The organism is Thioalkalivibrio sp. HL-Eb18, assembly GCF_000364985.1.
Taxonomy (GTDB): domain Bacteria; phylum Pseudomonadota; class Gammaproteobacteria; order Ectothiorhodospirales; family Ectothiorhodospiraceae; genus Thioalkalivibrio.
Genome location: NZ_KB822963.1, coordinates 105,003 through 129,673, shown reverse-complemented (window position 1 = coordinate 129,673; position 24,671 = coordinate 105,003). Strand labels below are relative to the sequence as shown.

General features: G+C 67.1%; 21 protein-coding genes. 11 read left to right on the top strand and 10 right to left on the bottom strand.

The features are described from left to right. Positions 1–9: 9 nt before the first annotated feature. Together rpmB and F813_RS0104545 are read right to left on the bottom strand one after the other, a co-directional pair. On the bottom strand, positions 10–246 hold the full coding sequence (gene rpmB / locus F813_RS0104550) for a 50S ribosomal protein L28 (protein ID WP_012983361.1): 237 nt from the start codon (positions 244–246) through the stop codon (positions 10–12). 74 nt (positions 247–320) lie between these two features. Continuing rightward, positions 321–2,057: a bifunctional diguanylate cyclase/phosphodiesterase gene (locus F813_RS0104545; RefSeq protein WP_017925731.1), complete on the bottom strand. Its 1,737-nt coding sequence runs from the start codon at positions 2,055–2,057 to the stop codon at positions 321–323. A 182-nt stretch (positions 2,058–2,239) separates the two neighbouring features. On the opposite strand from F813_RS0104545, the gene F813_RS0104540 reads away from it, so the two are divergent. From F813_RS0104540 to pmbA, 10 genes are all read left to right on the top strand, one after another. Further along, positions 2,240–3,199: a LysR family transcriptional regulator gene (locus F813_RS0104540; protein ID WP_017925730.1), complete on the top strand. Its 960-nt coding sequence runs from the start codon at positions 2,240–2,242 to the stop codon at positions 3,197–3,199. Further along, positions 3,196–3,939: a type 1 glutamine amidotransferase gene (locus F813_RS0104535; RefSeq protein ID WP_017925729.1), complete on the top strand. Its 744-nt coding sequence runs from the start codon at positions 3,196–3,198 to the stop codon at positions 3,937–3,939. Before F813_RS0104540 ends, F813_RS0104535 begins: the two co-directional genes overlap by 4 nt. A 14-nt stretch (positions 3,940–3,953) precedes the next feature. Next, positions 3,954–4,430 (top strand): hypothetical protein, encoded by a 477-nt coding sequence (locus tag F813_RS0104530; protein WP_017925728.1) that lies wholly within the window; start codon positions 3,954–3,956, stop codon positions 4,428–4,430. Next, positions 4,427–5,545 carry an AI-2E family transporter gene (locus F813_RS0104525; protein ID WP_012983356.1) on the top strand — a complete coding sequence of 373 codons (1,119 nt, stop codon included), beginning with the start codon at positions 4,427–4,429 and terminating at the stop codon, positions 5,543–5,545. The genes F813_RS0104530 and F813_RS0104525 overlap by 4 nt, the downstream gene beginning before the upstream one ends. Positions 5,546–5,626: 81 nt before the next feature. Next, positions 5,627–7,153 carry a ribonuclease G gene (gene rng, locus F813_RS0104520; RefSeq protein ID WP_017925727.1) on the top strand — a complete coding sequence of 509 codons (1,527 nt, stop codon included), beginning with the start codon at positions 5,627–5,629 and terminating at the stop codon, positions 7,151–7,153. A gap of 135 nt (positions 7,154–7,288) precedes the next feature. Beyond that, positions 7,289–11,188, top strand: coding sequence for a YhdP family protein (locus F813_RS0104515; protein ID WP_017925726.1), 3,900 nt, complete (start codon positions 7,289–7,291; stop codon positions 11,186–11,188). An 11-nt stretch (positions 11,189–11,199) separates the two neighbouring features. Next, positions 11,200–12,030, top strand: a complete 831-nt coding sequence (locus F813_RS0104510; protein ID WP_038038394.1) for a carbon-nitrogen hydrolase family protein — start codon at positions 11,200–11,202, stop codon at positions 12,028–12,030. Positions 12,031–12,138: 108 nt separating this feature from the next. Next, positions 12,139–13,581: a metalloprotease TldD gene (gene tldD / locus F813_RS0104505; RefSeq protein ID WP_017925724.1), complete on the top strand. Its 1,443-nt coding sequence runs from the start codon at positions 12,139–12,141 to the stop codon at positions 13,579–13,581. Between the two features lie 46 nt (positions 13,582–13,627). Next, on the top strand, positions 13,628–13,891 hold the full coding sequence (locus tag F813_RS0104500; protein ID WP_012983351.1) for a hypothetical protein: 264 nt from the start codon (positions 13,628–13,630) through the stop codon (positions 13,889–13,891). Between the two features lie 86 nt (positions 13,892–13,977). Beyond that, positions 13,978–15,351, top strand: a complete 1,374-nt coding sequence (gene pmbA / locus F813_RS0104495; RefSeq protein WP_017925723.1) for a metalloprotease PmbA — start codon at positions 13,978–13,980, stop codon at positions 15,349–15,351. A 19-nt stretch (positions 15,352–15,370) separates the two neighbouring features. Here the strand turns inward: pmbA and F813_RS0104490 are convergent, their stop codons facing one another. Genes F813_RS0104490 through F813_RS0104455 form a run of 8 tightly spaced genes read right to left on the bottom strand, consistent with a single transcriptional unit; the run spans position 15,371 to position 23,806 of the window. Next, positions 15,371–16,198 carry a symmetrical bis(5'-nucleosyl)-tetraphosphatase gene (locus tag F813_RS0104490; protein ID WP_017925722.1) on the bottom strand — a complete coding sequence of 276 codons (828 nt, stop codon included), beginning with the start codon at positions 16,196–16,198 and terminating at the stop codon, positions 15,371–15,373. Positions 16,199–16,208: 10 nt separating this feature from the next. Continuing rightward, positions 16,209–16,601, bottom strand: a complete 393-nt coding sequence (apaG, locus tag F813_RS0104485; protein ID WP_012983348.1) for a Co2+/Mg2+ efflux protein ApaG — start codon at positions 16,599–16,601, stop codon at positions 16,209–16,211. Then, positions 16,598–17,584, bottom strand: coding sequence for an ROK family protein (locus F813_RS0104480; protein WP_017925721.1), 987 nt, complete (start codon positions 17,582–17,584; stop codon positions 16,598–16,600). The genes apaG and F813_RS0104480 overlap by 4 nt, the downstream gene beginning before the upstream one ends. Positions 17,585–17,624: 40 nt before the next feature. Beyond that, positions 17,625–18,416 (bottom strand): 16S rRNA (adenine(1518)-N(6)/adenine(1519)-N(6))-dimethyltransferase RsmA, encoded by a 792-nt coding sequence (gene rsmA, locus F813_RS0104475; RefSeq protein ID WP_017925720.1) that lies wholly within the window; start codon positions 18,414–18,416, stop codon positions 17,625–17,627. A gap of 8 nt (positions 18,417–18,424) precedes the next feature. Next, positions 18,425–19,489 carry a 4-hydroxythreonine-4-phosphate dehydrogenase PdxA gene (gene pdxA / locus F813_RS0104470; RefSeq protein WP_017925719.1) on the bottom strand — a complete coding sequence of 355 codons (1,065 nt, stop codon included), beginning with the start codon at positions 19,487–19,489 and terminating at the stop codon, positions 18,425–18,427. Beyond that, on the bottom strand, positions 19,455–20,882 hold the full coding sequence (locus F813_RS0104465) for a peptidylprolyl isomerase (RefSeq protein WP_017925718.1): 1,428 nt from the start codon (positions 20,880–20,882) through the stop codon (positions 19,455–19,457). The genes pdxA and F813_RS0104465 overlap by 35 nt, the downstream gene beginning before the upstream one ends. Further along, on the bottom strand, positions 20,866–23,121 hold the full coding sequence (locus tag F813_RS0104460) for an LPS-assembly protein LptD (RefSeq protein WP_026148142.1): 2,256 nt from the start codon (positions 23,119–23,121) through the stop codon (positions 20,866–20,868). The genes F813_RS0104465 and F813_RS0104460 overlap by 17 nt, the downstream gene beginning before the upstream one ends. A 37-nt stretch (positions 23,122–23,158) precedes the next feature. Continuing rightward, on the bottom strand, positions 23,159–23,806 hold the full coding sequence (locus F813_RS0104455; RefSeq protein WP_017925716.1) for an adenylate kinase: 648 nt from the start codon (positions 23,804–23,806) through the stop codon (positions 23,159–23,161). Between the two features lie 262 nt (positions 23,807–24,068). Here F813_RS0104455 and ppa point away from each other — a divergent pair, with 262 nt between their 5' ends. Beyond that, positions 24,069–24,605 (top strand): inorganic diphosphatase, encoded by a 537-nt coding sequence (ppa, locus tag F813_RS0104450; protein ID WP_012983341.1) that lies wholly within the window; start codon positions 24,069–24,071, stop codon positions 24,603–24,605. Positions 24,606–24,671 lie beyond the last annotated feature (66 nt).

Genomic DNA, 24,671 nt, shown 5'->3' with positions numbered 1-24,671 from the left:
GAGAGCTCCTTACACCTTTTCGCCGCGGGCGCGGCAGTCCGCGAGCACCGCATCGATGCCCAGCTTGTCGATGATCCGCATGCCCTTGCTGCTCACGCGCAGCCGCACGAAGCGGTTCTCGCTCTCCACCCAGAAGCGGTGGGTGTGCAGATTGGGCAGGAAACGCCGCCGCGTCTTGCGGTGGGCGTGGGATACGTTGTTACCGGTCGCCGGTCGTTTGCCGGTCACCTGACATACTCGAGCCATCTCGGGGACTCCGGAAATTGGGTCTAGCAAAAGACGGCGGATCTTAGCCCAACCGGCGGCCGGGCGCAAGATCATCACGGAGCGTCCTGCTCCAGTGCGCACTCGCGTCGCAACGAGGGCTCGACCGTCTGATGGCGTGCCCATTGCAATGTCTCGCTGAAGGGCATGGGGCGGGCGACCCCGAAGCCCTGGACGGCGTCGCAGCACAGTTCGCGCAGCATGTCGAGGGTCTGGCTGTCTTCCGCGCCTTCGGCGACCACCTTCAGGCCAAGGTCGTGCGCGAGGCCCACGGCCGCGCGGGTGATCTGCTCGTCCACTCGCTGCGTGGCCATGTGGGACACGAAGGTTTGATCGACCTTGAGGGTCGTGATCGGGAGCCGCCTCAGGTAGGCAAGAGAGGAATATCCAGTGCCGAAGTCGTCGATGGAGAGCGCGAGCCCGCGCTCCGTCAGACGCCGCAGGGCCTCGATGACTTGATCGGGATCGGCCATCAGGGCCGTTTCGGTGAATTCGAGCTCCAGTGCGCAGGCCGGGAGGCCGGCGGCTTCGATACGTTCGATAATGGTTTGTGCAAAGTCGGGATCGAGGAAATTGCGCGCCGAGACATTGATGCTGACCGGGGCCTGGATGCCTTGTTCGCGCAGCACCAGGAGGTCGGCGATCGCCAGGTCCAGTACCTTGAGTGTCAGGGCATGAATGAGCCCCGTTCGTTCGGCTTGTGCAATGAACCGATCCGGCGGTACCTGTCCCCGGTGCGGGTGTTGCCAGCGCAACAGGGCCTCGAAGCCGCACAGTTCGCCACGCTGCAGGGTCACCTTGGGCTGGTAGTGCAACTGGATTTGGTCGCCCTCCAGGGCGCTTTGCAGCTCGCCCAGCAGCTCCACGGTCTGGCGGCCGGCGTCGTTGCTGCGCCGGTCGTAGGTGCGGTAGCGCCGGCCCGACTGACTGGCCTCGTGCATCGCCATCCAGGCCTTGGTCAGTAGGCTTTGCGGGTCGTCCTGTTCGTGGAACGGAAACGAGGACACCCCGGCATGGGCCCCGACGTAGACCGGCAGCCCGAGTACCTCGAACGGCGCCTGCAACTCCTCCACGGCCTCCTGTGTGGTGGCCAGGCACTCCTGGCGGCTGCGGTGAGGCAGCAGCAAGGCGAAGTGATCGTCGTGGATATGGTAGACGAGGGTGTCCGGGCTCCCGGCGACGGCCTGCAGGCGTTCGGCAATCCCCATCAACAGAGGTCTCTCCGCGGCGAAGCCCAGGGCGCTGATCGTGTCCGCATAGTTATCCATTTGCAGGCTGATCACGAATACCCGGGTCGCGGGCTGCTCCGAGCCCTCCGCCTGGGCCATCAAATGGCGGATATGCTGTTCCAATGACTCGCGGTTGGGCAGGCCGGTCACAGGGTTGTGGTAGGCCTGATCGAGCAGCCGCGCCGCGTGCTGGCGCAGCTGGGAGAACAGCCAGCCGCTGAATCCCCCCAACACCAGATAGATCCCGGCACGGGTCACCCAGTTGAGGGTCGGCTGGGCGATCCCCTCGTCCACGTTCAGGGGCATGAACGGCCCCAGCAGTAGCCCGGCCAGCAGGCCGAAGGCCAGCCCGCCCCACAGTCCCATCAGGGCGGCGCCCAGCAGTACCGGGATCAGGATGAAGTTGAGATAGGCGGTGCTGGTGCCGCCGGTCTGATAGACCAGTAGTGTAACGCCGGCCATCAGGATCAGGACCAGTCCCACGCCGGTCAGGCGCCAGGCGCCGGTCACACCCAGCCAGGATTCTGGACGCCAGGGTCGGTCAAACTCCGAAAGCCGCTCCATGCGCGTTCCTTGGTGGAATGAGTTTTGTCAGCTTGTCCCTCTTTATAGATCGATTCCCGCGAGACTGGTGAGTTCATTCCCCGGTCACTGGCTGGTGCCAGTCGTTCATGGGTGTGCCTCTGGCTGTCCCCCTTGCGAGTGGCTTGGTAGCATGCCGAATCGTACGGGTTGCGGAGTGGGGCATGGCCGATCGACGCTTGCAGGTCTTTCTTACGGTGGCGCGCCTTTTGTCCTTCACCAGGGCGGCCGAGGTCCTGCACATGACCCAGCCGGCGGTGACCTTCCAGGTGCGCCAGCTGGAGGAGCAGCTGGAGACGCGGCTGTTCGACCGTAATCACAATCGGGTGACCCTGACCGAGGCCGGGCGTCTGGTGCAGCGCTATGCCGAGCGCATCTTCGATACCTATGGCGAACTCGAGGCCGCGCTGCGCGAGCTGAAGGGGGCCGACGGCGGGGCGATCGTGATCGGTGCGAGCATGACGGTGGCCGAGTACATGCTGCCGGCCTTGCTCGGGGCCTTCCGGCGGGCACACCCGGATATCGGTATCCGGCTGCGTGTTGGCAACACCGAAAATGTCGTCGCGATGGTTGAAGAGGGTAGTGTCGATCTGGGGATCGTCGAGGCGCCGGTGAACCATCGCACCCTGCTGGTGCAGCCCTGCACGGTGGACCAGTTGCGCCTGATCGTGCCGCCGGAACACGAACTGGCCAGCCGCAAGAGTGTGCGGGTCGCGGAGTTTGTCGAGCAGCCATTCATATGCCGCGAGGAGGGTTCCGGGACCCGCGAGGTCATCATGGAGTACCTTGGGCGGTCCGGTTACGACCGCAATACCCTGCGCGGGTGTATGGAACTCGGCAGCCCGGAGGCCATCAAGGGCGCCGTGGCGGCAGGCATGGGCGTGTCGGTACTGTCCGAGGCCGTGGTCGCCAAGGAACTGACGCTGGGCGAGCTGGCGGCGATCCCGCTGGACCCGCCGCTGGAACGCCCGATCTCGCTGGTGCATGCGCGCCAGCAGTTCCGCGTGCCGACGCTGGAGGTGCTGATGCAGTTCCTGCGCGGCTACTGCACGGGCCTGGGGCCCGGCGCGGCCGAGGGTGACCCCGCGAATACAGAATCCAATCGAATAGAAGACGCGACATGAAGAATTACTGCGTAGTGCAGCATAGTTATTCCGAGTTTCTCGGCCTGATCGAGTCGCAGCTCGAGAAGCGCGATATCGGCTTTTCCTATTACCGGCCGTTTGTCGGGCAGGACCTCCCCGGGTCGGCGGCCCAGTTCGATGGTCTGTGGCTGTTGGGGGGCGCCTGGCCGACCGCCGACCATGAAGAAAACCCGCAGGTCCCCGACGAGCTGGCCCTGATCGATATCTTCCGCCGGTCGCAGCGCCCGGTGGTCGGGCTGGGCATGGGCGGGCTGCTGGTGGCCGAACAGGCCGGTGGCACCGCGCATGAGGACCCGATGTACCGGGCCCGTTTCGTGACCGCGCACAAGACCGCGGCCGGCGAGGGGGACGATCTGGCCGAGGCCCTGGACGGGCGCCGCGTACTGCAGCTGGTCAACGGCCGCGTGGATCTGCCGGAGGGGCTGGAGCCAGTCCTGGTGGACGACGACGGTGACTGGCTGGCGATCCGGCCGGACAAGTTGACCTACGGGCTTTTGTTCCGGCCGGAAATGAAGCCGGGCATGCTCGAAGACATCATCATGGAGGCCAAGCACAATCCGCCGCCGAACATGGGCGAGTTGCTGGGCGAGGCGCGCATGGAGTGGGGTGACATGCAGAAGGTCACCGAGGACGTGATCGTTGCCCTGGTCAAGGAGCTCGGCCTGATGCAGGAGCGGCGCAAGATGCCCGTGTTCAGCCTGAAGATCGAGAACGAATAGGCATGCTCCCTCCGATGGGCAGTCCGGGCGGACTGGGCGGGGGCGACGTCGCCTCCGCCCTGGCCCGTGGCAAGAAGAAAAAGGACGATCCGGCGCGCGAGCTGGCCGAGATCGCGTCACGCCTGTCGCCCGAGGATCAGGCCAGCCTGCTGAAGTTCGCGCGTTTCCTCGAGCAGGAGTCGCCGGCCCCGGCACCGGAACCGGTGCCCGAGCCGGAGCCGATCCCGCGCCCGGAGCAGGAGTCGGTGGTCAAGGCGATGCGCCGGCTGTCGGCGACCTATCACATGCTGGATCGCTCCAAGCTGCTCAACGAGACCTCGGCGCTGATGGCTCAGCATGTCATGCAGGGGCGTCCGGCGGTGGAGGTGATCGACGAGCTGGAGGTCGTGTTCCAGACCCACTACGAAAAGGTGGTGGCCGAGGACCCGACGCGTCAGGACACGGACGCCCGGGCGAAGGGTGACTCGACGAAAGGGGACGCGACGCGATGATCGACGTCCTGCGCGAGTGGTACCGACGGCATTTCACTGATCCCCAGGTGGTGATCCTGGCGTTCCTGCTGCTGGCGGGATTCCTGATCATCGTATTCGCCGGGCGCATTCTCGCCCCGCTGCTCGCCTCGCTGATCATTGCCTATCTGCTGGAGGGAGCAGTGCAGAAGCTGATACGTCTGCATGTTCCGCGCCTGCTGGCGGTGACGATCGTGCTGCTCGTCTTCCTGGCGCTTACAGTCGCCGCGCTGTTTAGTGTCGTGCCGCTGATGTCCGCTCAGGTCACACAACTGGTCCGCGAACTGCCGGGCATGATCCGCGAGGGGCAGGCCTTGCTCCTGCAGCTTCCCGAGCGCTACCCGCAGCTGATCACCGACGAGCAGGTGCGCGAGTTGATGGGCGCCATCCAGGCCGAGGCCACCATGCTCGGACAGCGGGTGGTTTCGTTCTCGCTGGCTGGCGCCCGGCACCTGGTGGACGTCGTGATCTACCTGATCGTGGTGCCGCTGATGGTCTTCTTCATGCTGAAGGACCGCGACCTGATCCTCGACTGGGTGCGCAGCTTCATGCCGCGCGACTCGCACCTGGCCAGCGAGGTGTGGCGCGAGGTCAACGTGAAGATCGCCAGCTACGTGCGCGGCAAGTTCATCGAGATCCTGATCGTCTGGGCGGTGAGCTTCCTGACCTTCAACTGGTTCGGGCTGGAGTATGCCGTGCTGCTGTCGTTCATGGTCGGCATTTCGGTGATCATCCCGTATATCGGGGCCGCTGTGGTGACGATCCCGGTGGCCGCGGTGGCCTACTTCCAGTTCGGGTTGTCCAGCGAGTTTGCGTGGCTGCTGATCGCCTACGGGGTGATCCAGTTCCTGGACGGCAATGTGCTCGTTCCGCTGCTGTTTTCCGAGGTCGTCAATCTGCACCCGGTCGCGATCATCGCGGCGGTATTCGTGTTCGGTGGCATCTGGGGGCTGTGGGGGGTGTTCTTTGCGATCCCGCTGGCGACCCTGGTGCATGCGGTGATCAAGTCCTGGCCGCGCACCGACAAGCTCGAGGCCAGGCGCGAGGCGGAGCAGCAGGCCGCAACGCCCGAGCCCGCCGAAGCCGACTCCAAGTAGCCCCGCCGGGCCGGCGTCCCGCGTCCGCGCGGGAGATCGGCGTGGCCTGCACATTCACAACAACAAGAAGAAAAACCCAGCATGACCGGTACCGAAATCCTGATGAACGTCACTCCCCAGGAAAGCCGCGTGGCCCTGGTCGACAACGGCGTTCTGACCGAACTGCATCTGGAACGAACCCGTCGGCGCGGCATCGTCGGCAATATCTACAAGGGTCGTGTCGTGCGCGTGCTCCCGGGCATGGATGCGGCCTTCGTGGACATCGGCCTGGATCGGACGGCCTTCCTGCATGCCTCCGACGTGGCACCGGTGGAGCGTGAAGAGCTTAATGGCCCAGGGTCGAGCAATGGGTCGGGCAATGGGTCGGGAAACGGCGGCGGCAATGGTTCCGGCCGTGCCGAGACCATCCGCGAGTTGCTGCGCGAAGGCCAGGATGTGCTGGTGCAGGTGATCAAGGACCCGCTGGGCTCCAAGGGTGCCCGGCTGACGACTTACATCACCGTGCCGTCCCGCCATCTGGTACTGATGCCGAATCAGAGCAATGTCGGCGTATCCACGCGCATCGAGGACGAGGGCTCGCGCAGCCGTCTGCGCGAGAAGGTGGAGGCCCTGCGCGACGAGATCGCCCCGCAGCATGGTTTCATTGTGCGCACCGCGGCGGAGCTGGTGGACGACGAGGCCCTGGAAAACGACACGGCCTTCCTTAAAAAGGTCTGGGACAGCATCCAGATCGCCGCTGCCGAGGCCAGCGCGGGGGAGGAGGTCTACGCCGACCTGCCGCTGGTGCTGCGCATCCTGCGTGACATGGTCGGGGTCGAGATCGAGCGCATCCGCATCGATTCGCGCGAGACCTATCAGAAGGTCTGCGAGTTCGTCGCACAGTACCTCCCGGAGCTGGTGGGGCGGATCGAGCATTACCCCGGCGAGCGCCCGATCTTCGATCTGTTCAATGTCGAGGAGGAGATCCAGCGGGCGCTGGAGCGCAAGGTCGAGCTGAAGTCCGGGGGCTACCTGATCTTCGACCAGACCGAGGCGATGACCACGGTGGATATCAACACCGGCGGCTTCGTCGGGCATCGCAAGCTGGAAGAGACAATCTTCAAGACCAATCTCGAGGCGGCCCAGGCGATCGGGCGCCAGCTGCGCCTGCGCAATCTCGGCGGAATCATCATCATCGATTTCATCGACATGCAGGACGACGAGCACAAGCGCCAGGTGATCCGCGCGCTGGAGAAGGCGCTCGAGCGCGATCACGTGAAGACGCAGATCTGCGATGTCTCGCCACTGGGGCTGGTGGAGATGACGCGCAAGCGCACGCGCGAGAGTCTGGAACACCAGCTCTGCGAACCGTGTCCAACCTGTGCGGGGCGCGGCTATCTGAAGTCGGCCGAGACCGTTTGCTACGAGCTGTTTCGCGAGATCCTGCGCGAAGTACGACAGTACGACGCGCGCGAACTGCGTGTGCTCGCCTCGCAGAACGTGATCGACCTGCTGCTGGATGAGGAATCGGCCAGCCTGGCGGAGCTGCAGAGCTTTGTCGGTATCCCGATCCGTTTCCAGGTGGAGACGCTATATACCCAGGAGCAATTCGACGTGGTTTTCGTCTAGGGACACGCAGGGGAGACGAGCCCCCCGGCCAGCAACGGAGGAGGAAACGGACGGCGTGACAGCGATGCACGGGCCCAGACTGCGCGCGGGTCCCGGCACACCGGGCCGGCGGTGTTGCGGCCGGGCGGGACTGAAATGAGAGCCCTGTCACACTCCGTTCGTATCGTTGTTGGCGTCCTCCTGCTGCTGATTGCGGTGACCGCGGTTGCCTTGCTCGCCCTGCGCCTGACGGTAGCCCACTGGGACGGGCTGGACGAGTGGGTGGAGACCACTGCCAGCGCGCAGCTGGGCTATCCCGTTCGCACGGACGAGATCGATCTGGGCTGGTCCGGCTGGTCGCCGGCGCTGGTTGCCCGGGGCGTGAGTGTTGATTTGTCTGGCGAGGAACCGCTGCATCTCGAACGTCTTCGCCTGTCACTCAGCGCCGGTGCGACGCTGCGAAGTCGTTTTCCGTCGATGCAGGTCGAAGTGTTCGGCACCGAGGTCCGGGTTGTCCGCGAGGCCGATGGCGCGATTCATGTGCACGGCTACGACGTGGGGCTGGGCGATGGCGCCTTGCTGGAGGTCCCGGTGGAGCGCTGGCCGGATCTCGAAGCGAGTGAGGTGCGCATTACCTGGGAGGACCGCGGGGCGGGGCTGGAGTCGGTCCTGGATGTGCGCCGACTGGCCGTGCGGACGGATGCCCGGAGCCGGCTGCGCGTTTTTCTCGATGGCGCCATGCAGGGGGCGGCCGACGGTGATTTCGTCCTGGGGGTGGAGGTGCCGGATGCGACCGCCCGCGATGCACGTTTCTTCCTCGATACCCAACCGGTGGCACTGGGCGCCTGGTCTCCCTGGCTGGTGCGCCTGGGCTGGGAGCCGCCTCCCGGCACGACCGCCCTGCGTCTTTGGGGCGAGATCGACGATGGCCGCGTGGTCGCGCTGCGCGGCGAGCACGACACCCAGCTGGACGGAGCCGGGGGCGAGCCGGGGGGCGCCTTTGGTCATCGCTTCGACTGGCGGGTGCGCGGTGCCGCCCATGAATCCAACTGGACCGCGACGCGCCCGGGGTCAGGCGATCTGCGCCTGCGCTATACGCTCGGGGGGGAACCCGAGGCGGTGATTGTCGAGGCGCTGGAACTCGCGGCGCGGGACCTGGAGGTGGAACCCTATGCACCTCTGCTGTTCCTGGTGGAGCAGCGCGCGCCCGAGCTCGCCGACCCCCTGCGCGAGGTGCGCCCGCGCGGACGGCTCGGCGATGCCTGGGTGCGGGCACGGCATGACGGGGAACGTCTGGAGCCGGTAGAGGGGCTGGCGCAATTGCGCGATCTGCAATGGCATGCGGGCGATTACGGGCCGGGCGTGCAGGGGGTCGACGGGGAGGTCTCCTGGCGCGAGGGCGGGCTGGAGCTCGACCTCGACAGCCGCAATGTGCGCTTCGAGATGCCCACCCTGTTTGACGACCCCCTGTGGATCGAGACGGTGCGCGGGCGGCTGCGGGCCGAGCGCAACGAGGCCGGTGACTGGCGCATCGCCGGGGAGGGGCTCGATGTCGCGAACGAGCACGCGGCCGCCCGTGGCCGTATGCGGCTGTTGTTCGACGGGCACGAGTCGGGCCCGCGCGTGGACCTGGCGCTGGATATCCTGCGCGCCGACGGCGACTACACCCAGCGTTATCTGCCCATTCATTTGTTGCCGTCCAATACTTACCAGTGGCTAGCGGAGAGCATCCAGACGGGGGTCTCCGACGGGGGCGGTATGGTCTATCGCGGCCGTGGCCGCGACTTCCCGTTTACGAATCAGTCGGGTGTGTTCGACCTGTGGGCGGATATCGAGGAAGGTCTGCTCGATTACGAGCCCGGCTGGCCGGTAGCGGAGGACCTGCGCGGGCGGTTGTTGTTCCACAACGCGAGTTTCCGCGCGACCGATGTCTCGGGGCGCATCCTCGATACGGCGGTCCACGGCACCGAGGTATGGATCGACGACATGATGGACACCCCGGTCCTGGAGATCGAAGGGACGGCCGATGGCACCGCACAGGACCTGATGCTGTATCTGCGTCAGGCCGGGTTGCTGGAAGATGCCGCCGAGATTCGCGATGCGGCAACACTGGAGGGTTCCACGCGTCTGGCCCTGGGCATTACCCTGCCGCTCGACGAGGACCGCCTGCAGGATGTCCGTGTGCAGGGACGGCTGGATCTGCTGCATACCCGGGCCGAGGTCGCGGGCTGGCCCACCGGATTCGAGTCCGTGGAAGGGGCGGTGCATTTTGATACCCACGACCGGATATGGGCCGATGACGTGCAGGCACGGGTCCATGGGGAGTGGATCAATGTCAGCGCCGACTGGCCGCTGAACGGCGAAGAGGCCACGATTCGCGCCCATGGTCCCCAGCCGCTGGAACCGTGGCTGGAGGAGATACCCGCCCTGCAGCCGTATCTGGAGGGGCGCGCGACCTGGGATGCAACCCTGAGGCTGGGGGATGCCATCGATGGCGTACGTCTCGACCTGAGCTCGGATCTGGTCGGCGTCGGGATCGACTGGCCCAGCCCGATTGGCAAGGATCCCGATGAGCGGCGCCCACTGGAGGTAACGCTCCCGTTCGGGCACAGCCGTGCGGGCATCGGGCATGTGCAGCTGGGCGAGACGTTGCGGGCCCACCTGCGCCTGAGTCCAAGTCAGGCACCGGACGACCCGGCTGCACGCGGAGTGGATCCACAGACCGCTGCGGCCGGAACGGACGTACAGGCCATGGCGCTGGAGATTGGCATTCCGGCCGCAACCCTGCTCTCGCTTCCTGGCGAGGGCCTCTCGGTACGGGCACGCTTGCCGGAACTGGACGTCCAGCCCTGGCTGGAGGCGCTGGCCGAGGCGCCCTGGGCGCGGGATGTGGACCTGGGCGATGTGGAAGCCGCCGATGGCAGTGGCGGCCTGAGTCTGCAGCGGATCGAGCTGGACGTGCGCGATCGTATCCGTTGGGGCGAGCTGGAGATTCCAGGTACGCGTCTGCAGGGGCAGCGGCGCGAGGATGGCTGGGACCTGGAGGCCCAGTCGGCCTGGTTGTCGGGAAACGCCACCTGGCGTGCGTCCGGCGATGGGCGCGACCGCTGGCAGGCGCGCCTGCGTCATTTGATCCTTGAGGACATGGAATTTGATGGCGAGCCGGACAGCGATACGACCGTTCGGGCTGTCGAGGGAGGAGGGCCGGAGGACCCGCGGGAGTGGCCGGGGGTGGACCTGATCCTCGACCGGTTGCAAGTGGGCGAGTATCGCCTGGCCGATGTGCACCTGGCGCTGGGTCCGGTGAATCAGGGGCTGCGGGTGGACAGCCTGCGGGCTCGCGGACCGGACGGTGATCTGCAGGTCCACGGGAGCGGCCATTGGCATGTCCTCGCCGACGGGCGGCCCGATACCCGTCTGGACATCCGCCTCTCGGGGGATGACTGGGGAGGGGCCCTGTCATCGGCACGGCTCTCCCGCGCACTGGTGGGGGGCGAGGGCGAGGGTCGACTGGACCTGTCCTGGCCTGGTCCGCTGTATGCACCGCGCCTGGCGCTGCTCGCCGGGACGATGGAGCTGGAACTCGAAGATGGCCGCTTGGCGGATGTCGAGCCGGGCGCGGGGCGCCTGCTGGGGCTGGTGAGTCTGGATGTGTTGCCGCGACGTCTGCGGCTCGATTTCCGCGACGTGTTCACGGAAGGACTGTCGTTCGATCGGCTGGAGGCGACGGCGACGCTGCAAGATGGCAATCTGCACGTCCCCGATCTGGAGATGCGGGGCCCGTCCGCTCGCGTACGCCTGAGTGGCCGCACCGGCCTGGTCGCGCGCGATTACGATCACCACATTGTGGTGGTACCGAGTCTGCGTACCGCGCTGCCGATCGTCGGGGCCCTGGTCGGCGGTCCGGTAACCGGGGTGGTGGTACTGTTGGCGGAACGAGTGCTGGGGATTGGGGATCAAATCGAAGAGGCTGCTCGCGTGGAATATCGCGTGACCGGTCCGTGGGACGACCCGGCGGTGCAGACCCTGGTTCAGCCCGCCACAGACAACGACTAGCGGATGTATCGATGACACAGGTAGCGGCAATACAGATGGCCTCCGGGCCTCAGCCCCAGGCAAACCTGCTGGAGGCCAAGCGCCTGCTGCAGGAGGCCGCGGACAAGGGGGCCCGCCTGGCGGTGCTCCCGGAGAACTTCGCGTTCATGGGGATGCAGGAGTCCGACATCCTGGGCATCGCCGAGGTCGCCGACGGGGCGGGGCCGCTGCAGGCCTTCCTGGCCGAGCAGGCCCGCCGCCTGGGGTTGTGGATTGTCGGTGGCACCGTGCCGCTACAGACCGAGGACGGGGGACGCGTGCGCTCCGCCTGCCTGGTGTTCGACGACCAGGGCCAGCAGGTCGCACGTTACGACAAGATTCACCTGTTCGACGTACAGCTACCGGACAGCAGCGAGGCCTACACCGAATCGAAAGTATTCGAACGGGGCGACGAGGTGGTGGTCGTGGATACCCCGGTGGGACGCATGGGGCTCGCGATCTGCTATGACCTGCGCTTCCCGGAGCTGTTTCGGGCCCTGCTGGATCAGGGTGCCGACTGGGTCGCGCTGCCGGCGGCGTTCACCGCACAGACCGGTCAGGCTCACTGGGATGTCCTGCTGCGCGCAAGAGCGATCGAGAACCAGTGCTATATGCTCTCGTCGGCCCAGGGCGGATTCCACGTGAATGGTCGCGAGACCCATGGGCACAGCGCCCTGGTTGACCCCTGGGGCCGGGTCGTGAATCAGCTGCAGCGCAACCCGGGCGTGCTGCTGGCCGATCTGGATCATGCTCAGGTCGAGCGCATCCGCACGGTGTTCCCCACCATCGAACATCGGCGTCTGGCCTGTCCGGGGACGGTCTAGTCCGAACGTCGGCGGCAGGCATAACCGCGTGGCGCACGGGCTTGAAAGCCCGGCGCGGGCCCCAAGCTCCATACTGGATATAACGTATTCTTGAACCCCGAGGATTCCATGATCGACAGCCTTGCCCAACAAACCCTGCTCGACCCGGCCGGCCTGGGCGACCATGAGCTGACCACCCTGCTGGGCACAACCTTTGGCCGCGGCGTGGACGGGGGCGACTGCTACTTCCAGTTTGCCTGCCAGGAGGGCTGGTCGCTGGAGGACGGCATCGTCAAGTCGGCCAGCTTCAATATCGAGCGCGGGGTGGGCATACGCGTGGTGCGCGGCGAACAGACCGGGTTTGCCTATTCCGACGACATCGCGATGCCGGCACTCCTGGATGCGGCCCGGACCGCCCGCAGCATCGCCGATGCGGGCCAGAGCGGGCGGGTCGCGGTCGCGAGTCGCATGCCCACGCGTCCGGCGCTGTATGCCCCCGAGAATCCGATGGACTCGCTGGACGAGCAGTCCAAGATCGACCTGCTCAAGGAAGTGGACGCCGCGGCTCGTGCCGCCGACCCGCGCGTGACCCAGGTGATGTGCTCCCTCGCCGGGGTACACGAGGTGGTCCTCGTGCTGAACGCCCGTGGCGAGCTGACCACGGATGTGCGCCCGCTGGTCCGCCTGAGTGTTCAGGTGATCGCCCAGCAGGGCGATCGTCGCGAATCCGGCACCTCCGGGGGCGGTGGCCGCTTCGGTTATCGCTACTTCCTCGAGAACGATCGCGCGGCCGGCTACGCCCGCGAGGCGGTGCGCCAGGCCCTGGTGAACCTGGAGGCGCGCGATGCGCCGGCCGGTACGATGAAGGTCGTGCTGGGGCCCGGCTGGCCCGGTGTGCTGCTGCACGAGGCGATTGGCCACGGCCTGGAGGGCGATTTCAACCGCAAGGGGACCTCGGCCTTCTCCGGGCGTATCGGCGAGCGGGTGGCCGCAAAGGGCATCACCATCGTTGACGACGGCACGCTGGAAGGGCGTCGCGGTTCGCTGAATGTGGACGACGAGGGCACTGCGACGCAGCAGACCGTGCTGATCGAGGACGGCATCCTGCGCGGCTACATGCAGGACGAGATGAACGCCCGGCTGACGGGCGTCCAGTCGACCGGCAACGGCCGGCGCGAGTCCTACGCCCATCTGCCGATGCCGCGCATGACCAATACCTACATGCTGGCGGGCGAGGCCGACCCGGAGGAGATCCTCGCCTCGGTGGAGGACGGCCTGTATGCGGTCAACTTCGGCGGCGGGCAGGTGGACATCACGTCCGGCAAGTTTGTCTTCTCCGCCTCCGAGGCCTATCGCGTCGAAAAGGGCAAGGTGACCTATCCGGTCAAGGGCGCGACCCTGATCGGCAACGGCCCGGACGTGCTGAACCGCGTCTCGATGGTGGGCAATGACATGCGCCTGGACCCCGGCGTGGGGACCTGTGGCAAGGAAGGGCAAGGCGTGCCGGTAGGCGTGGGGCAGCCCACCCTGCGTATCGACGGCATGACCGTGGGGGGCACCCAGGCGGCCTGACGCCGGCCCGGAGTGCCCGCGGACGAGCAGCGACAAGGAGGCTTAGATGAAGCTGGATTTTCTGGATCAGGAACACTCCCTGCCGGAGGGTCATGGCCACGACAAGATCGTGCAGTGGCATGTCTTCCGCGACCGCGAACGGGCCGAGCATTTCGCCGATCACGTCGAGCTGGGCGAGGGCCAGGAACTGGTCGGTGGCTGGACCCGTGACAGCGTCGGCAAGCTCTACTGGGTCGGCGTGCACGTCGAGGACCTGGAGCGCTGGGGCAACGTTGGCGCCGTGCACAAGCACACGGGACGCCCCTCCTGAAGTCTCGCGGGGCATTACGCACCAAGGCGGGCCGGAATGAACCCGGCCCGCCGATCCTGTTGATCTGAACGCAAACGGACGTCTGTATGAGCACATCCCCCGAACGCATGGCGCCGGATCTCGAGATCCAGGCCCTGTCCCATTCCGCCGACTCCCTGCAGGATCGCGTCCAGCGGACCCTGGACGCGGCCCGTGCGCAGGGGGCTTCGGATGTGCAGGCGGTGGTCAGCCACAGCGTCGGGCTGGAACTCTCCGTGCGCAAGGGCGAGATCGAGACGCTGGAATACGAGCGCGACCAGAGTCTGTCGCTGATTGCCTATTTCGGCCAGTCGAAGGGGGCCGCCTCGACCACCGATTTCGGCGAGCAGGCCCTGCTGGATACGGTCGAAGCCGCCTGCCGCATCGCACGCTACACCGAGCCGGACCCCCATGCCGGGATGCCCGATCCCGCGCTCAAGGCCGGGGAGTGGGATGACCTGGACCTGGATCACCCCTGGGACTGCGATGCAGAACAGGCGACCGAACTCGCGCGTGCGATCGAGGCCGCGGGCTTTGCCGCCGATTCGCGGATCGAGAATTCCGAAGGCGCGAGCGTCAGCACCCGCCGTGCGATCGCTTTTCTCGGCGACTCGCAGGGCTTCATGGGCGGGTATCGCAGCACGCGTCACTCGATGTCCTGTGCCCTGGTGGCGCGCGACGATGCCGGCATGCAGCGTGATTATGCCTACACCGTGGCCCGCCACGCGGCGGACCTCGACGCCTGTGAGGCCATCGGGCGTCAGGCCGCCGAGCGCACCGTGCGGCGACTGGGCGGGCGCAAACTCTCCACGCGCAGCTGCCCGGTGCTGTTTGCCCCGGAGATGGCGCGCACGCTGATCGGAAGCTTTACCCGCGCGATCTCCGGCCCCGCACAGTATCGCCACAGCTCGTTCCTGCTGAATGCGGTCGGGGAGTCCGTGTTCCCCGACTGGATGCAGATCGAGGAACGCCCGCTGACACCGCGCGCGCTCGGCAGTGCCCCGTTCGACGGCGAGGGCGTGCGCACGCGCAACCGGCCCCTGGTGGCTGACGGCGTACTGCAAAGCTACACCCTGGACAGCTATGCCGCCCGGCGCCTGGGGCTGGAGAGCACCGGCAACGCAGGCGGCGCGCGCAACGTGACCGTGAAGCCGGGCGAGCGGGACTTTGCCGCCCTGCTGGCCGAGATGGGCACGGGCTTTCTGGTGACCGAACTGATCGGCCAGGGCGTGAATGCGGTCACCGGCGACTACTCGCGGGGGGCCGCCGGCTTCTGGGTGGAGAATGGCGAGATCCAGTACCCCGTGGAAGAGATCACCATCGCCGGCAATCTCAAGGATATCTACCGGCGCATCGTCGCGGTGGGGACCGACGTGGACCGCCGGGGCAATATCCACACCGGCTCGATCCTGGTCGAATCGATGACCGTCGCCGGCGAATGAGCTCCTGGGAGCCTTCTTCCTAGCCGCACGCTGCCCGCCAGGTGCGTATCTGATAGGGGTCGCGGGTCTCGTCGAGGCGCGCGATCGTCATCTCTCGGCCCCAGACACAGCCGCTGTCCAGTGACAGCCAGTCGGGTCCTCGGCGGTGTCCGAGGGCGGCCCAGTGACCGAATACCAGGGACAAGCCTCTGCTCGGGCGGCCCGGCCAGGCAAACCACGGCGTCAGGGTGTCCGGGGCGTCTTCCGGTGGCCCGTTTCCCGCGAATTCCAGACCGCCATCGGGCATCAGGTAGCGCATGCGGGTAAAGGCGTTGATCGTGTAGCGCAGGCGATCATACCCGGCCAGCTCCGGGTCCCAGTGGGTGGGCTCGTCGCCGTACATCACCTCGAACAGGGCATGGCGTCGCGCGGGGTCGCGCAGCTCGGCCTCCACCCGCCGGGCTTCGGTCTGCGCGGTTTCGAGATCCCAGTCGGGCGGGATGCCGGCATGCACCAGGGTCCAGCCTGCCGCGGGATCGGTGTGCAACAGGGGGCGCTGTGCCAGCCACTCCAGCAGCTCGGCGGCATCCGGGGCGTCCAGCACGGGGCGCAGGGTGTCCTTGTTGCCGGGGGTGCGTACACCCTCGGCGGTGGCCAGCAGATGCAGGTCGTGATTGCCGAGCACGGTAGTCGCGGCATCGCCCAGGGCGCGTACGTAGCGCAGGCAGCCAAGCGAGGCCGGCCCGCGGTTGACCAGGTCGCCCACCAGCCACAGGTGGTCCGTGGTGGGGTCGAAACGGACCTGCTCCAGCAGGTGTTTTAGCGGATCCAGGCAGCCCTGGAGGTCGCCGACGGCGTAAAGGGCCATAGCGACTGGCCTAGTGCAGCGTGCGGGGTACGGACAGGGTGAAGGGCGGGATCGGCGCCTCGAAGGTGTTGCCGCGTTCGTCCTGCATGCCGTAGCTGCCCTCCATGGTGCCGACCGGCGTCTCGATCACCGTCCCGCTGGTGTACTCGAAGCTGTCGCCGGGCTCGATACGCGGCTGCTCGCCCACTACACCTTCGCCGCGCACCTCCTGCGTCTGGTCGCGGCCATCGCGGATGATCCAGTGGCGGTTCAGCAGTTGCACGGTCAGCGCACCGGAGTTGCGGATCGTGATGTGGTAGGCGAACACGTAGCGGTCGTCATCGGGCTCCGACTGGTCCTCGACATAGGCCGTGGCGACTTCGATCTCGATGGCGTGTTCTTCGGTTTCGCGGGGCGAATTCATTCGGTTGCAGCTCCTGTCTGGAACCAGGCGCTGACGGCAGCGCCCAGCAGGCCGGGTTCAGGGTGCATGATAAGGGACACGGGCAGTCGCTCAAGCAAGTGGGTCATCGGTGGGCGATTATGCAGGGCCCGCAGAAATGCCGTGTCCTGGAAGTAATCGGCCCAGCGCGGGGCGATCCCGCCGGCCAGGTACAGCCCGCCGGTGGGCAGGGCGGTCAGGGCCATGTCGGCCAGTTGTCCCGCATAGATCGTCACGAAACGCTGGACCACCGCGAGGGCTACCGCGTGCCCGGCATCGGCCAGGTCACTGATGGCGGCGGCCGGATCGGCAGCGGCCAGGGCCCGCGCTAGCGCGGCATCGTCCCGGCGTGTCAGCTCGAAGCGTGCGATGCGCGCAATGCCGCGACCGCTGAGCAGGTGCTCGCGGGTACAAAGCCCTTCCTCGGCGCTGACGAACGCCGCGAGCGCCGCCTCGTCTGCATCGGCAGGGGAAAAACGTGCATGCCCCCCTTCGCCGGGATGGATGGCGGGTTGGTGGGGCGGGCCGACCAGGCAGGTCCCGAGCCCGGTCCCGGCCCCGACCACCAGGCGCAAACCCTCCGGATCGGCCGCTCCGTCCTGCAGGGTGATCCGGTCTCCGGGTTCCAGGGCATCGAGACAGGCACCGACAGCGGCGAAATCGTTGATCAGGGCGACCGGGATGCCCAGTGTCTGCTCGAGTGCGCGCGCATCCAGTTCGGGCCAGTCGAGATTGGTCGCGCGGGCCCGACCGCCCTGAACGGGGCCAGCCAGGGCCAGACCGGCAGCCGCCAGCGGCTCGGCCGGCCCGACCTCTTTGCGCCAGCCCCCGAGGATGTGGTCCAGGTCCGGAAAGTCGCGGCTGGGGTAGCGGCGGATGTCGTGCAGTGACCAGTGACCGCCACTGCGGCGGGCCCGTGCGACCCGGGTACGGGTCCCTCCGATGTCGGCCACGATGAAGTCCATGGGGTCATGATAGCGGATCGCTGGCCGTTGGCGGGGCCGGTCAGCTTGACGCGACCAGTCGCGCCAGGGCCGCGAATCCGTGAACATCCACGGTCTCCGGGCGGGCGCCGGGGTCGAGTTGCGCGGCCTCGATTCGGGCGGCATCCACCAGTCCGGAAAGCCCCCGCCGCAGCGTCTTGCGGCGGCTGGAGAAGGCTTGGTTCACAACCTTTGCAAACACCGGATACAGCGCGCTGTCCACCAGCGGCGCCTCCAGTGGCGTGATGCGCACGACCGCGGAGTGGACCTTGGGCGGCGGGTGGAAGGCACCGGGGGGGACCCCGAACAGCGACTGGGCCCGGGCGCGCGCCGCGAGCATGACCGTCAGCCGGCCATAGGTCTTGCTGCCGGGGACGGCGGTCATGCGCTCGACCACCTCGCGCTGCAGGAGGAAATGCATGTCGCGGACGGCCTCCATCTGGTCGAGCAGGTGGAACAGCAGGGGGGTCGAGATGTTGTAGGGCAGGTTGCCCACGACCCGCCAGCCACCCTCCGGTGGCGGGCCAAGGCTGGCCAGGTCCAGATCCAGGGCGTCGCCCACATGGAGCTCCAGTCGCTCCGGGGCAAAGGCGGCGCGCAGGCCGGCCACCAGGTCACGGTCGATCTCCACCGCGACCAGACGATTCAGGCGTTCCAGCAGGGCGCCGGTCAGGGCCCCCCGGCCGGGGCCGATCTCCAGCACCGGGTCGTCGGGGCGCGGGGCGATCGCGCCGACGATGCGTGCGAGCAAGGCCTGATCATGCAGGAAGTTCTGGCCGAACCGCTTGCGGATCGGCGGCAGCGCGCTACCCATTTGCGGCGTCACCCATGGACGTGCGCGGCCTGTGCCTGAAGGCGATGGCGGGCCAGTTCCCGGGCCAGGCCCTCGGCTGCGAGGAAGCTGCCGACCTCCGCGCGACCACTGCCGGCCAGGTCGAGGGCCGTGCCGTGGTCGACCGAGGTGCGCACGAAGGGCAGCCCCAGGGTCACATTGACCGCATGTCCGAATCCCGCGTGCTTGAGCACCGGGAGTCCCTGGTCGTGATACATCGCCAGTACCGCGTCGAACTCGGCGAGTGCGCGCGGGGTGAATGCGGTATCCGCGGGCAGCGGCCCGCGCAGGTCCAGGCCCTCGGCGCGCAGGCGGTCGAGCGTCGGGGTGATGACCTCGATCTCCTCGAGCCCCAGCACGCCGTCTTCGCCGGCGTGCGGGTTCAGCCCGCACACGCCGATGCGCGGGCGTTCGATCCCGAAGTCCTCGGCGAGGTCGTGGTGCAGTACGCGGGTGACCGCCTCGATGCGCTCCGGTGTGATTGCGTCGGGGACGTCGCGCAGGGACAGGTGCGTAGTCACCAGTGCGACCCGCAGGGATTCGGTCGCCAGCATCATCACGGGCATGGGCGCGCCGGCGCGTTCGGCCAGCCACTCGGTATGACCACTGAAGGGGATGCCGGCACGGTTGATCACGCCCTTGTGCACCGGGCCGGTGACCATCGCGTCGAAGGTGCCATCGAGACAGCCATCGGCGGCGGCGGCGAGCATCGCCAGCACGCCTTCGGCGTGCCGGGCGTCGAGGGTGCCCGTTTGCACGGGGCCGCCGGCTGGGACCGCGATGATCTCCAGGGTCCCGCGCGGTGTAGCGGTGCGCGGTCGTGCGGGGTCGAAGGGGATCAGGTGGATCGACTGGCCCAGTTGCCGCGCCCGTTGCTCGATGACATCCGGATCGCCGATGGCGACGCGCTGGGCGCCACCGCCAGGCTCGTGGGCCAGGGCAATCAGCAGATCCGGCCCGATCCCGGCCGGCTCGCCAGCGGTCAGTGCCAGACGCGGGATTGCACCCGGCGTCCGGGCGTCAGGAGCCGAAGCCGTCAACGCGGTACTCGACATAGGCCTCGTCGCGCAGACGCCGCATCCACAGCTCGATCTCTTCTTCGCGCTTGCGGTTTTGCAGGATCTCGCGGGCACGGGCTCGGATCTGCTCGCGCGAGGTGTCGACCTCGCGGTGGTCGAGGACCTCGATGATGTGCCAGCCAAACTGGCTCTCCACCGGCTCGCTGATCTCGCCCGGCTGCAGGGCGTTCATCGCCTCTTCGAACTCCGGCACCAGCTCGCCGGGGCTGATCCAGCCGAGCTGGCCGCCCTGGGCGGCGGAGCCGGGGTCGTCGGAGTTCGCGCGTGCCAGGGCCTCGAAGTCGCTGCCCTCGCGGATGCGGTTATACAGGGACTCGGCCTGGCGGCGGGCCTCTTCGTCGCTGCGGACCTGGTCGGGGCTGATCAGGATGTGGCGTACCTGCGTCTGCCGGACTCGGGTCTGGTCGCCCCCTTCGCGGTCCACGAGCTTCATGATGTGGAAGCCGTTCGGCGAGCGCAGCACGTCACTGATCTCGCCGGTGCGCATCAGCACAGCCTCGCGGGCGAATACGGAGGGGATCTCGCCGGCGGTGCGCCAGCCGAGATCGCCGCCCTCCAGGGCATCCGGGGCGTCGGATTCGGAGATTGCCACGCTGGCAAAGTCCTCGCCCTCGCGCACCCGCTGGCGCAGTTCGCGGGCCTTCTCGCGGGCGGTGGCGATCTGGCCGGAGTCCGCGCCGCGCGGCAGGGAGACCTGGATATGCGAGATACGATAGCGCACGCCGCGGTCAATGGCGCCGCTCTCGGAGGCGATCAGGTCCGCGATCTCCTGGTCGCTGACGCGAATCTGATTGTCGACCTGGCGGCGCTGCAACTGGTTGACGGTCAGTTCGTTGCGGATCTGCTCGCGGAAGGCGTTGAAGTCGACACCGTCCTGCAGCAGGGCCTGACGCAGCTGCGGCAGGGTCATCCGGTTCTCGCGGGCGATGTTCTCCATTGCCCGGTTCAGGGTCATCTCGTCGATGTTGATGCCGACCCGCTGGGCCTCCTGCAGCTGAACGCGCTCGACGATCAGGCGTTCCATGACCTGTCGTGCAAGGGTGTCGCGATCCGGCGGGCGAGTGCCGCGTTCCATCATCTGCTGGGCGACCAGGTTCATGCGCTCGACCAGTTCGCGCTGGGTCACCACGTCGTCGCCGACCACGACCAGGATGCGGTCGGTGAACTGATCGCCCTCCGGCGGCGTGATGGGCGCGGCAGGGGCGCCGGCCTCGGAGGCGGCGCCCGGGGTCACCGGGGCCTCGACGGCGTCCTCGGGTTGTTCGCTGCCGGGGACCTGGGCCTGCGCGGACAGGCCGAGGCTCAAGAGCACGGCGCCCAGTAGCGGGAGCCAGAAGGCCCGGCGGTGGTGGTCAGGGGAGTGCGTCATATCCGGCTATACCCTCGCTCAAAAGCGAATCCACGCCGGAGTCGAAGCGTCCGAGCCCGTCCAGCGTGAGTTGGAAATAAATCGAGTTGTCGTAGGTCTCGTCGAAGTCGTAGGCGCGGCGGGCGACCACTCGGATGCCATAGCAGCAACTACGATACTGAAGGCCGGCCAGAAGTTCGAGATCACGTTCCTCCTGCAGGCTGTAATTCCAGCGCCCGATCGCATCAATGCGCGGGGTCACCGGCCACAGCACGGAGACATCGGTCTGGTCGATGGAGCGGGCGCCCGCCTCGCGTTGACGATAGCCGACATTGATGCGGGCCCGCGCGCCCGGGCTGTAGCTGACCGACAGCGCTGTGAGGGTGGTCTCGCCTTCGTCCTGGTTGTACAGGATGGAGCCGCGACCGCTCCAGGCATCGCCGATGCGCACGCGACCCTCCAGGGCGAGATCCGAACGCGATTCGGTCAGCGGGTCGCCTTGCGGGTCGCGGCGGACCTCGCGGTCCTCGAAGTAGCGGATCTGGCCCGCCGACAGGCTCATCCGCTCCTGGCCGGTCTGCTCGTCGAAGATGCGCGTGGTCAGCGCGGTGGTCAGCTGGTGGGTGTCGCCGACGCGGTCGGCGCCGACGAAACGATCCAGGCTGAACAGGTTGTCGAAGCTGAAGTCCGCCTCGCCGGTGTCGAAGATCGGGATATCGGTCTGGTCGACGAACGGGACATAGCCGTAGAAGATCCGGGGTTCCAGCGTCTGCAGACGACGCCCGTCCTGGATCGGGCGCTCGAAGACCAGCCCGGTGTCGACCGAGGCGCGCGGCACGGTGCGGCTGATCGACTCGGGGCCCGGGCGACCGCGGCGGTCCAGCTCGTAGTGGGTGTAGCGCACTCCGGCGCTGGGCTCGAAGAAGAAGCCGCCGGTATCGTAGCGCCACGAGGCCGTGGGGTTGAGGTCGAAGCGCGTGCCCAGGGGTTCCAGCGAGTCGCTCTCGCTACGCTCGAAGCGCACCAGTTCCGTGTCCAGGTCCCACGCCAGCCCGCGACCCAGGTATTCGCCGGCCTCCAGGGTGATCTGCGGCAGGCGCTGGTAGGGCTCGCGCTGGGCGCGCAGCTCGGGGTCGATGACCTGGTAGTCCTCGATCCGGGTGCGCAGGCGGTAGGCCGGCTGGTTGTAGGTCAGATCCGCCTGTCGACGCAGATAGGGCGTGCTGCCGGAGTAGCGGTCCGCGCCACCGAAGTCGCGGAAATACTCGCTGTCGGAGGCATCGGCGGCGTCCAGGCGAAAGCGCAGGTCCGAGGTCAGGCGGCTCTGGTGAAACCACTGCACGTAGTGCCGGTCGTCGCCGAATACGCGATCGCTCGGCAGGTAGCGGATATCGGCCACGCCCTCGTGGCGGGGCTGCAGATAACGGAACTCGGTGCCGAGCTTGACCCCGCGGTCCGACATGACGCGCGGGGTGAAAGTCGCGTCGTAATTCGGCGCGATGTTCCAGTACCAGGGCGTGCTGATATCGACCCCGTGTCGTGAGCTGACCCCGGCACTGGGCAGCAGGAAGCCGCTCTGGCGCCGGTCGTCCAGCGGGAAGTGGATATACGGCGTGTAGGCGATGGGCACGCCCTTGAAGTCGATGCGGGCGTTGCGGGCAACGCCGATCCCGCGCTCGCGGTCCAGCTCCAGATCGCGCGTGCGCAGCCACCAGCTGTCGTTGTTGATCGGACAGGTGGTGTACTCGGCGTCCTCGAATTCGTGCAGGTGAGGCGCGAGCTGGATGCCCACCCCGGCGCTTCCGCGGGCCGGCACGGACTGCACCAGGTAGTCGATGCGCCGGAACTCCCCGGTCTCCTCGTCCAGACGGTATTCGCCGCCGTCGGTGTGCAGCAGAAGGTCGCCGTCGAACAATCGGGTGTCGCCCTCGGTGCGTGCGAGGCCCGTGGCCCGGTCGTATTCAAGAAACTCGGTGTCCAGGCGGCGCCCTTGTTCGAAGAGCTGGACGTTGCCGCGGGCGCTGATCATCTCCCCCTCGCGGCGTACGTAATCGGCGTCGATATCGGTGATCTCGGCCGCGAGCTCGCGCATCTCGGGCCACTCCATGCCGGGGGCGAATTCGCAGCCCGGGGGGCGCTCCAGCCGCTCGAGTTCGGCCTGCGCCGTCGTGGCGGCGACGCCGAGCACGCAGGCAATGATGGCTCGCACTGTGGCCCGTCGGTGCAGTGGGCGTGCGTGGCCGGCTGGCGAGGGCGTCATGCGGGATTCAGCTTGAGGAAACACGGATCATGCTGGATCAGTGTTTCCCTAGCAGCTGGCGGATTTCGTCGAAGATCAAGGCGATGTCGCGGGTGCCATTCACGTGCTTGAGCAGGTCGCGGCGGGCGTAGTATTCGATCAGCGGCTGGGTCTGTTCCTCGTAGACCTTCAGGCGATTGATGACTGTTTTTTCGGTGTCATCGGCGCGGTGGACGAGTTCGCCGCCGCACAGATCACAAACCCCTTCCCGCTGAGGCGGGAAGGTATGGGAGTTGAATACCGCGCCGCAGTCGCCGCAGGAGACGCGCCCGGTCAGTCGCTGTTTCAGCTCCTCGAACGGCACATCGATCTGGATCGCCTGATCCAGTGGTGCCCCGAGTTCCTCGAGCATGGTGTCCAGGGTCTCGGCCTGGGCGACGTTGCGTGGAAAGCCGTCGAGGATAAAGCCCTTTTGTGCGTCCGGCTCCTGCAGCCGGTCGCGGATCAGTCCCAGGACCAGGTCGTCCGGTACGAGCTGGCCTGCGTTCATCGCGCTTTCGACCTGCTTCCCCAGGTCGGTCTGGGCGGCCATTGCGGCGCGCAGCAGGTCGCCGGTGGAGATCTGCGGGATGCCGAAGGTGGCGACCATCTTCTTGGCCTGGGTGCCCTTGCCGGACCCCGGGGCGCCCATCAGGACGATACGCATGGCTGACTCCTGCTGCCGGGTGCGGCGCCGAACCGCAGCACAAGCCGGGTACGAGGCGGCACGGTAAATGGCCATCGTGAAAGGGTTGCGGCGGTGCGGCGCAAACCGTTTCCCGAGCGCGGTCTTATACCGCCTGAGGGTGATCGGCCGCAACCGCTCACTACAGCCCGTGGCTCCCTGGCCTGACGGTGACGGGTGCCATTGCGGGGGCTCTCCCCTGTATAATCCCCCGCTCTTCAAAACAATCGGAATATAACCAAGCATGGACCTCAACCAGATCGAAGCCGGCAAGGATCTCCCCAACGACATCAACGTGGTAATCGAGATCCCCACCCAGGGCCAGCCCGTCAAGTACGAGATGGACAAGGACAGCGGGGCTCTGGTGGTCGATCGCTTTATGGCGGTCGCGATGTTCTATCCGTGCAACTACGGATTCATCCCGAATACGGAGTCGGAAGACAATGACCCGGTGGACGTGCTGGTGATCACCCCGGTGCCGCTGCTGCCGGGTTCGGTCGTGCGCTCGCGCCCGATTGGTATGCTGAAGATGACCGACGAGGCCGGTGTGGATGCGAAGATCCTCGCGGTTCCGGTGAGCAAACTGTGCACGCAGTCCGGGCGGTTCCAGGGGCCGGAAGATGTGCCGAAGGAGCTCCTGGATTCGATCAAGCACTTCTTCGAGCGCTACAAGGAGCTGGAGAAGGGCAAGTGGGTCAAGGTCGAAGGCTGGGTCGGCGCCGAAGAGGCCAAGGCGGAGATTGTTGCCAGCTACAAGCGTTACCAGAAGAGCAAGATCTGAGCCGGTAGCGGCCCGGCGTCAGCACGTGGCGTGGATCGTCCCCGCATCCCCGGGGCCGGGGTTCGC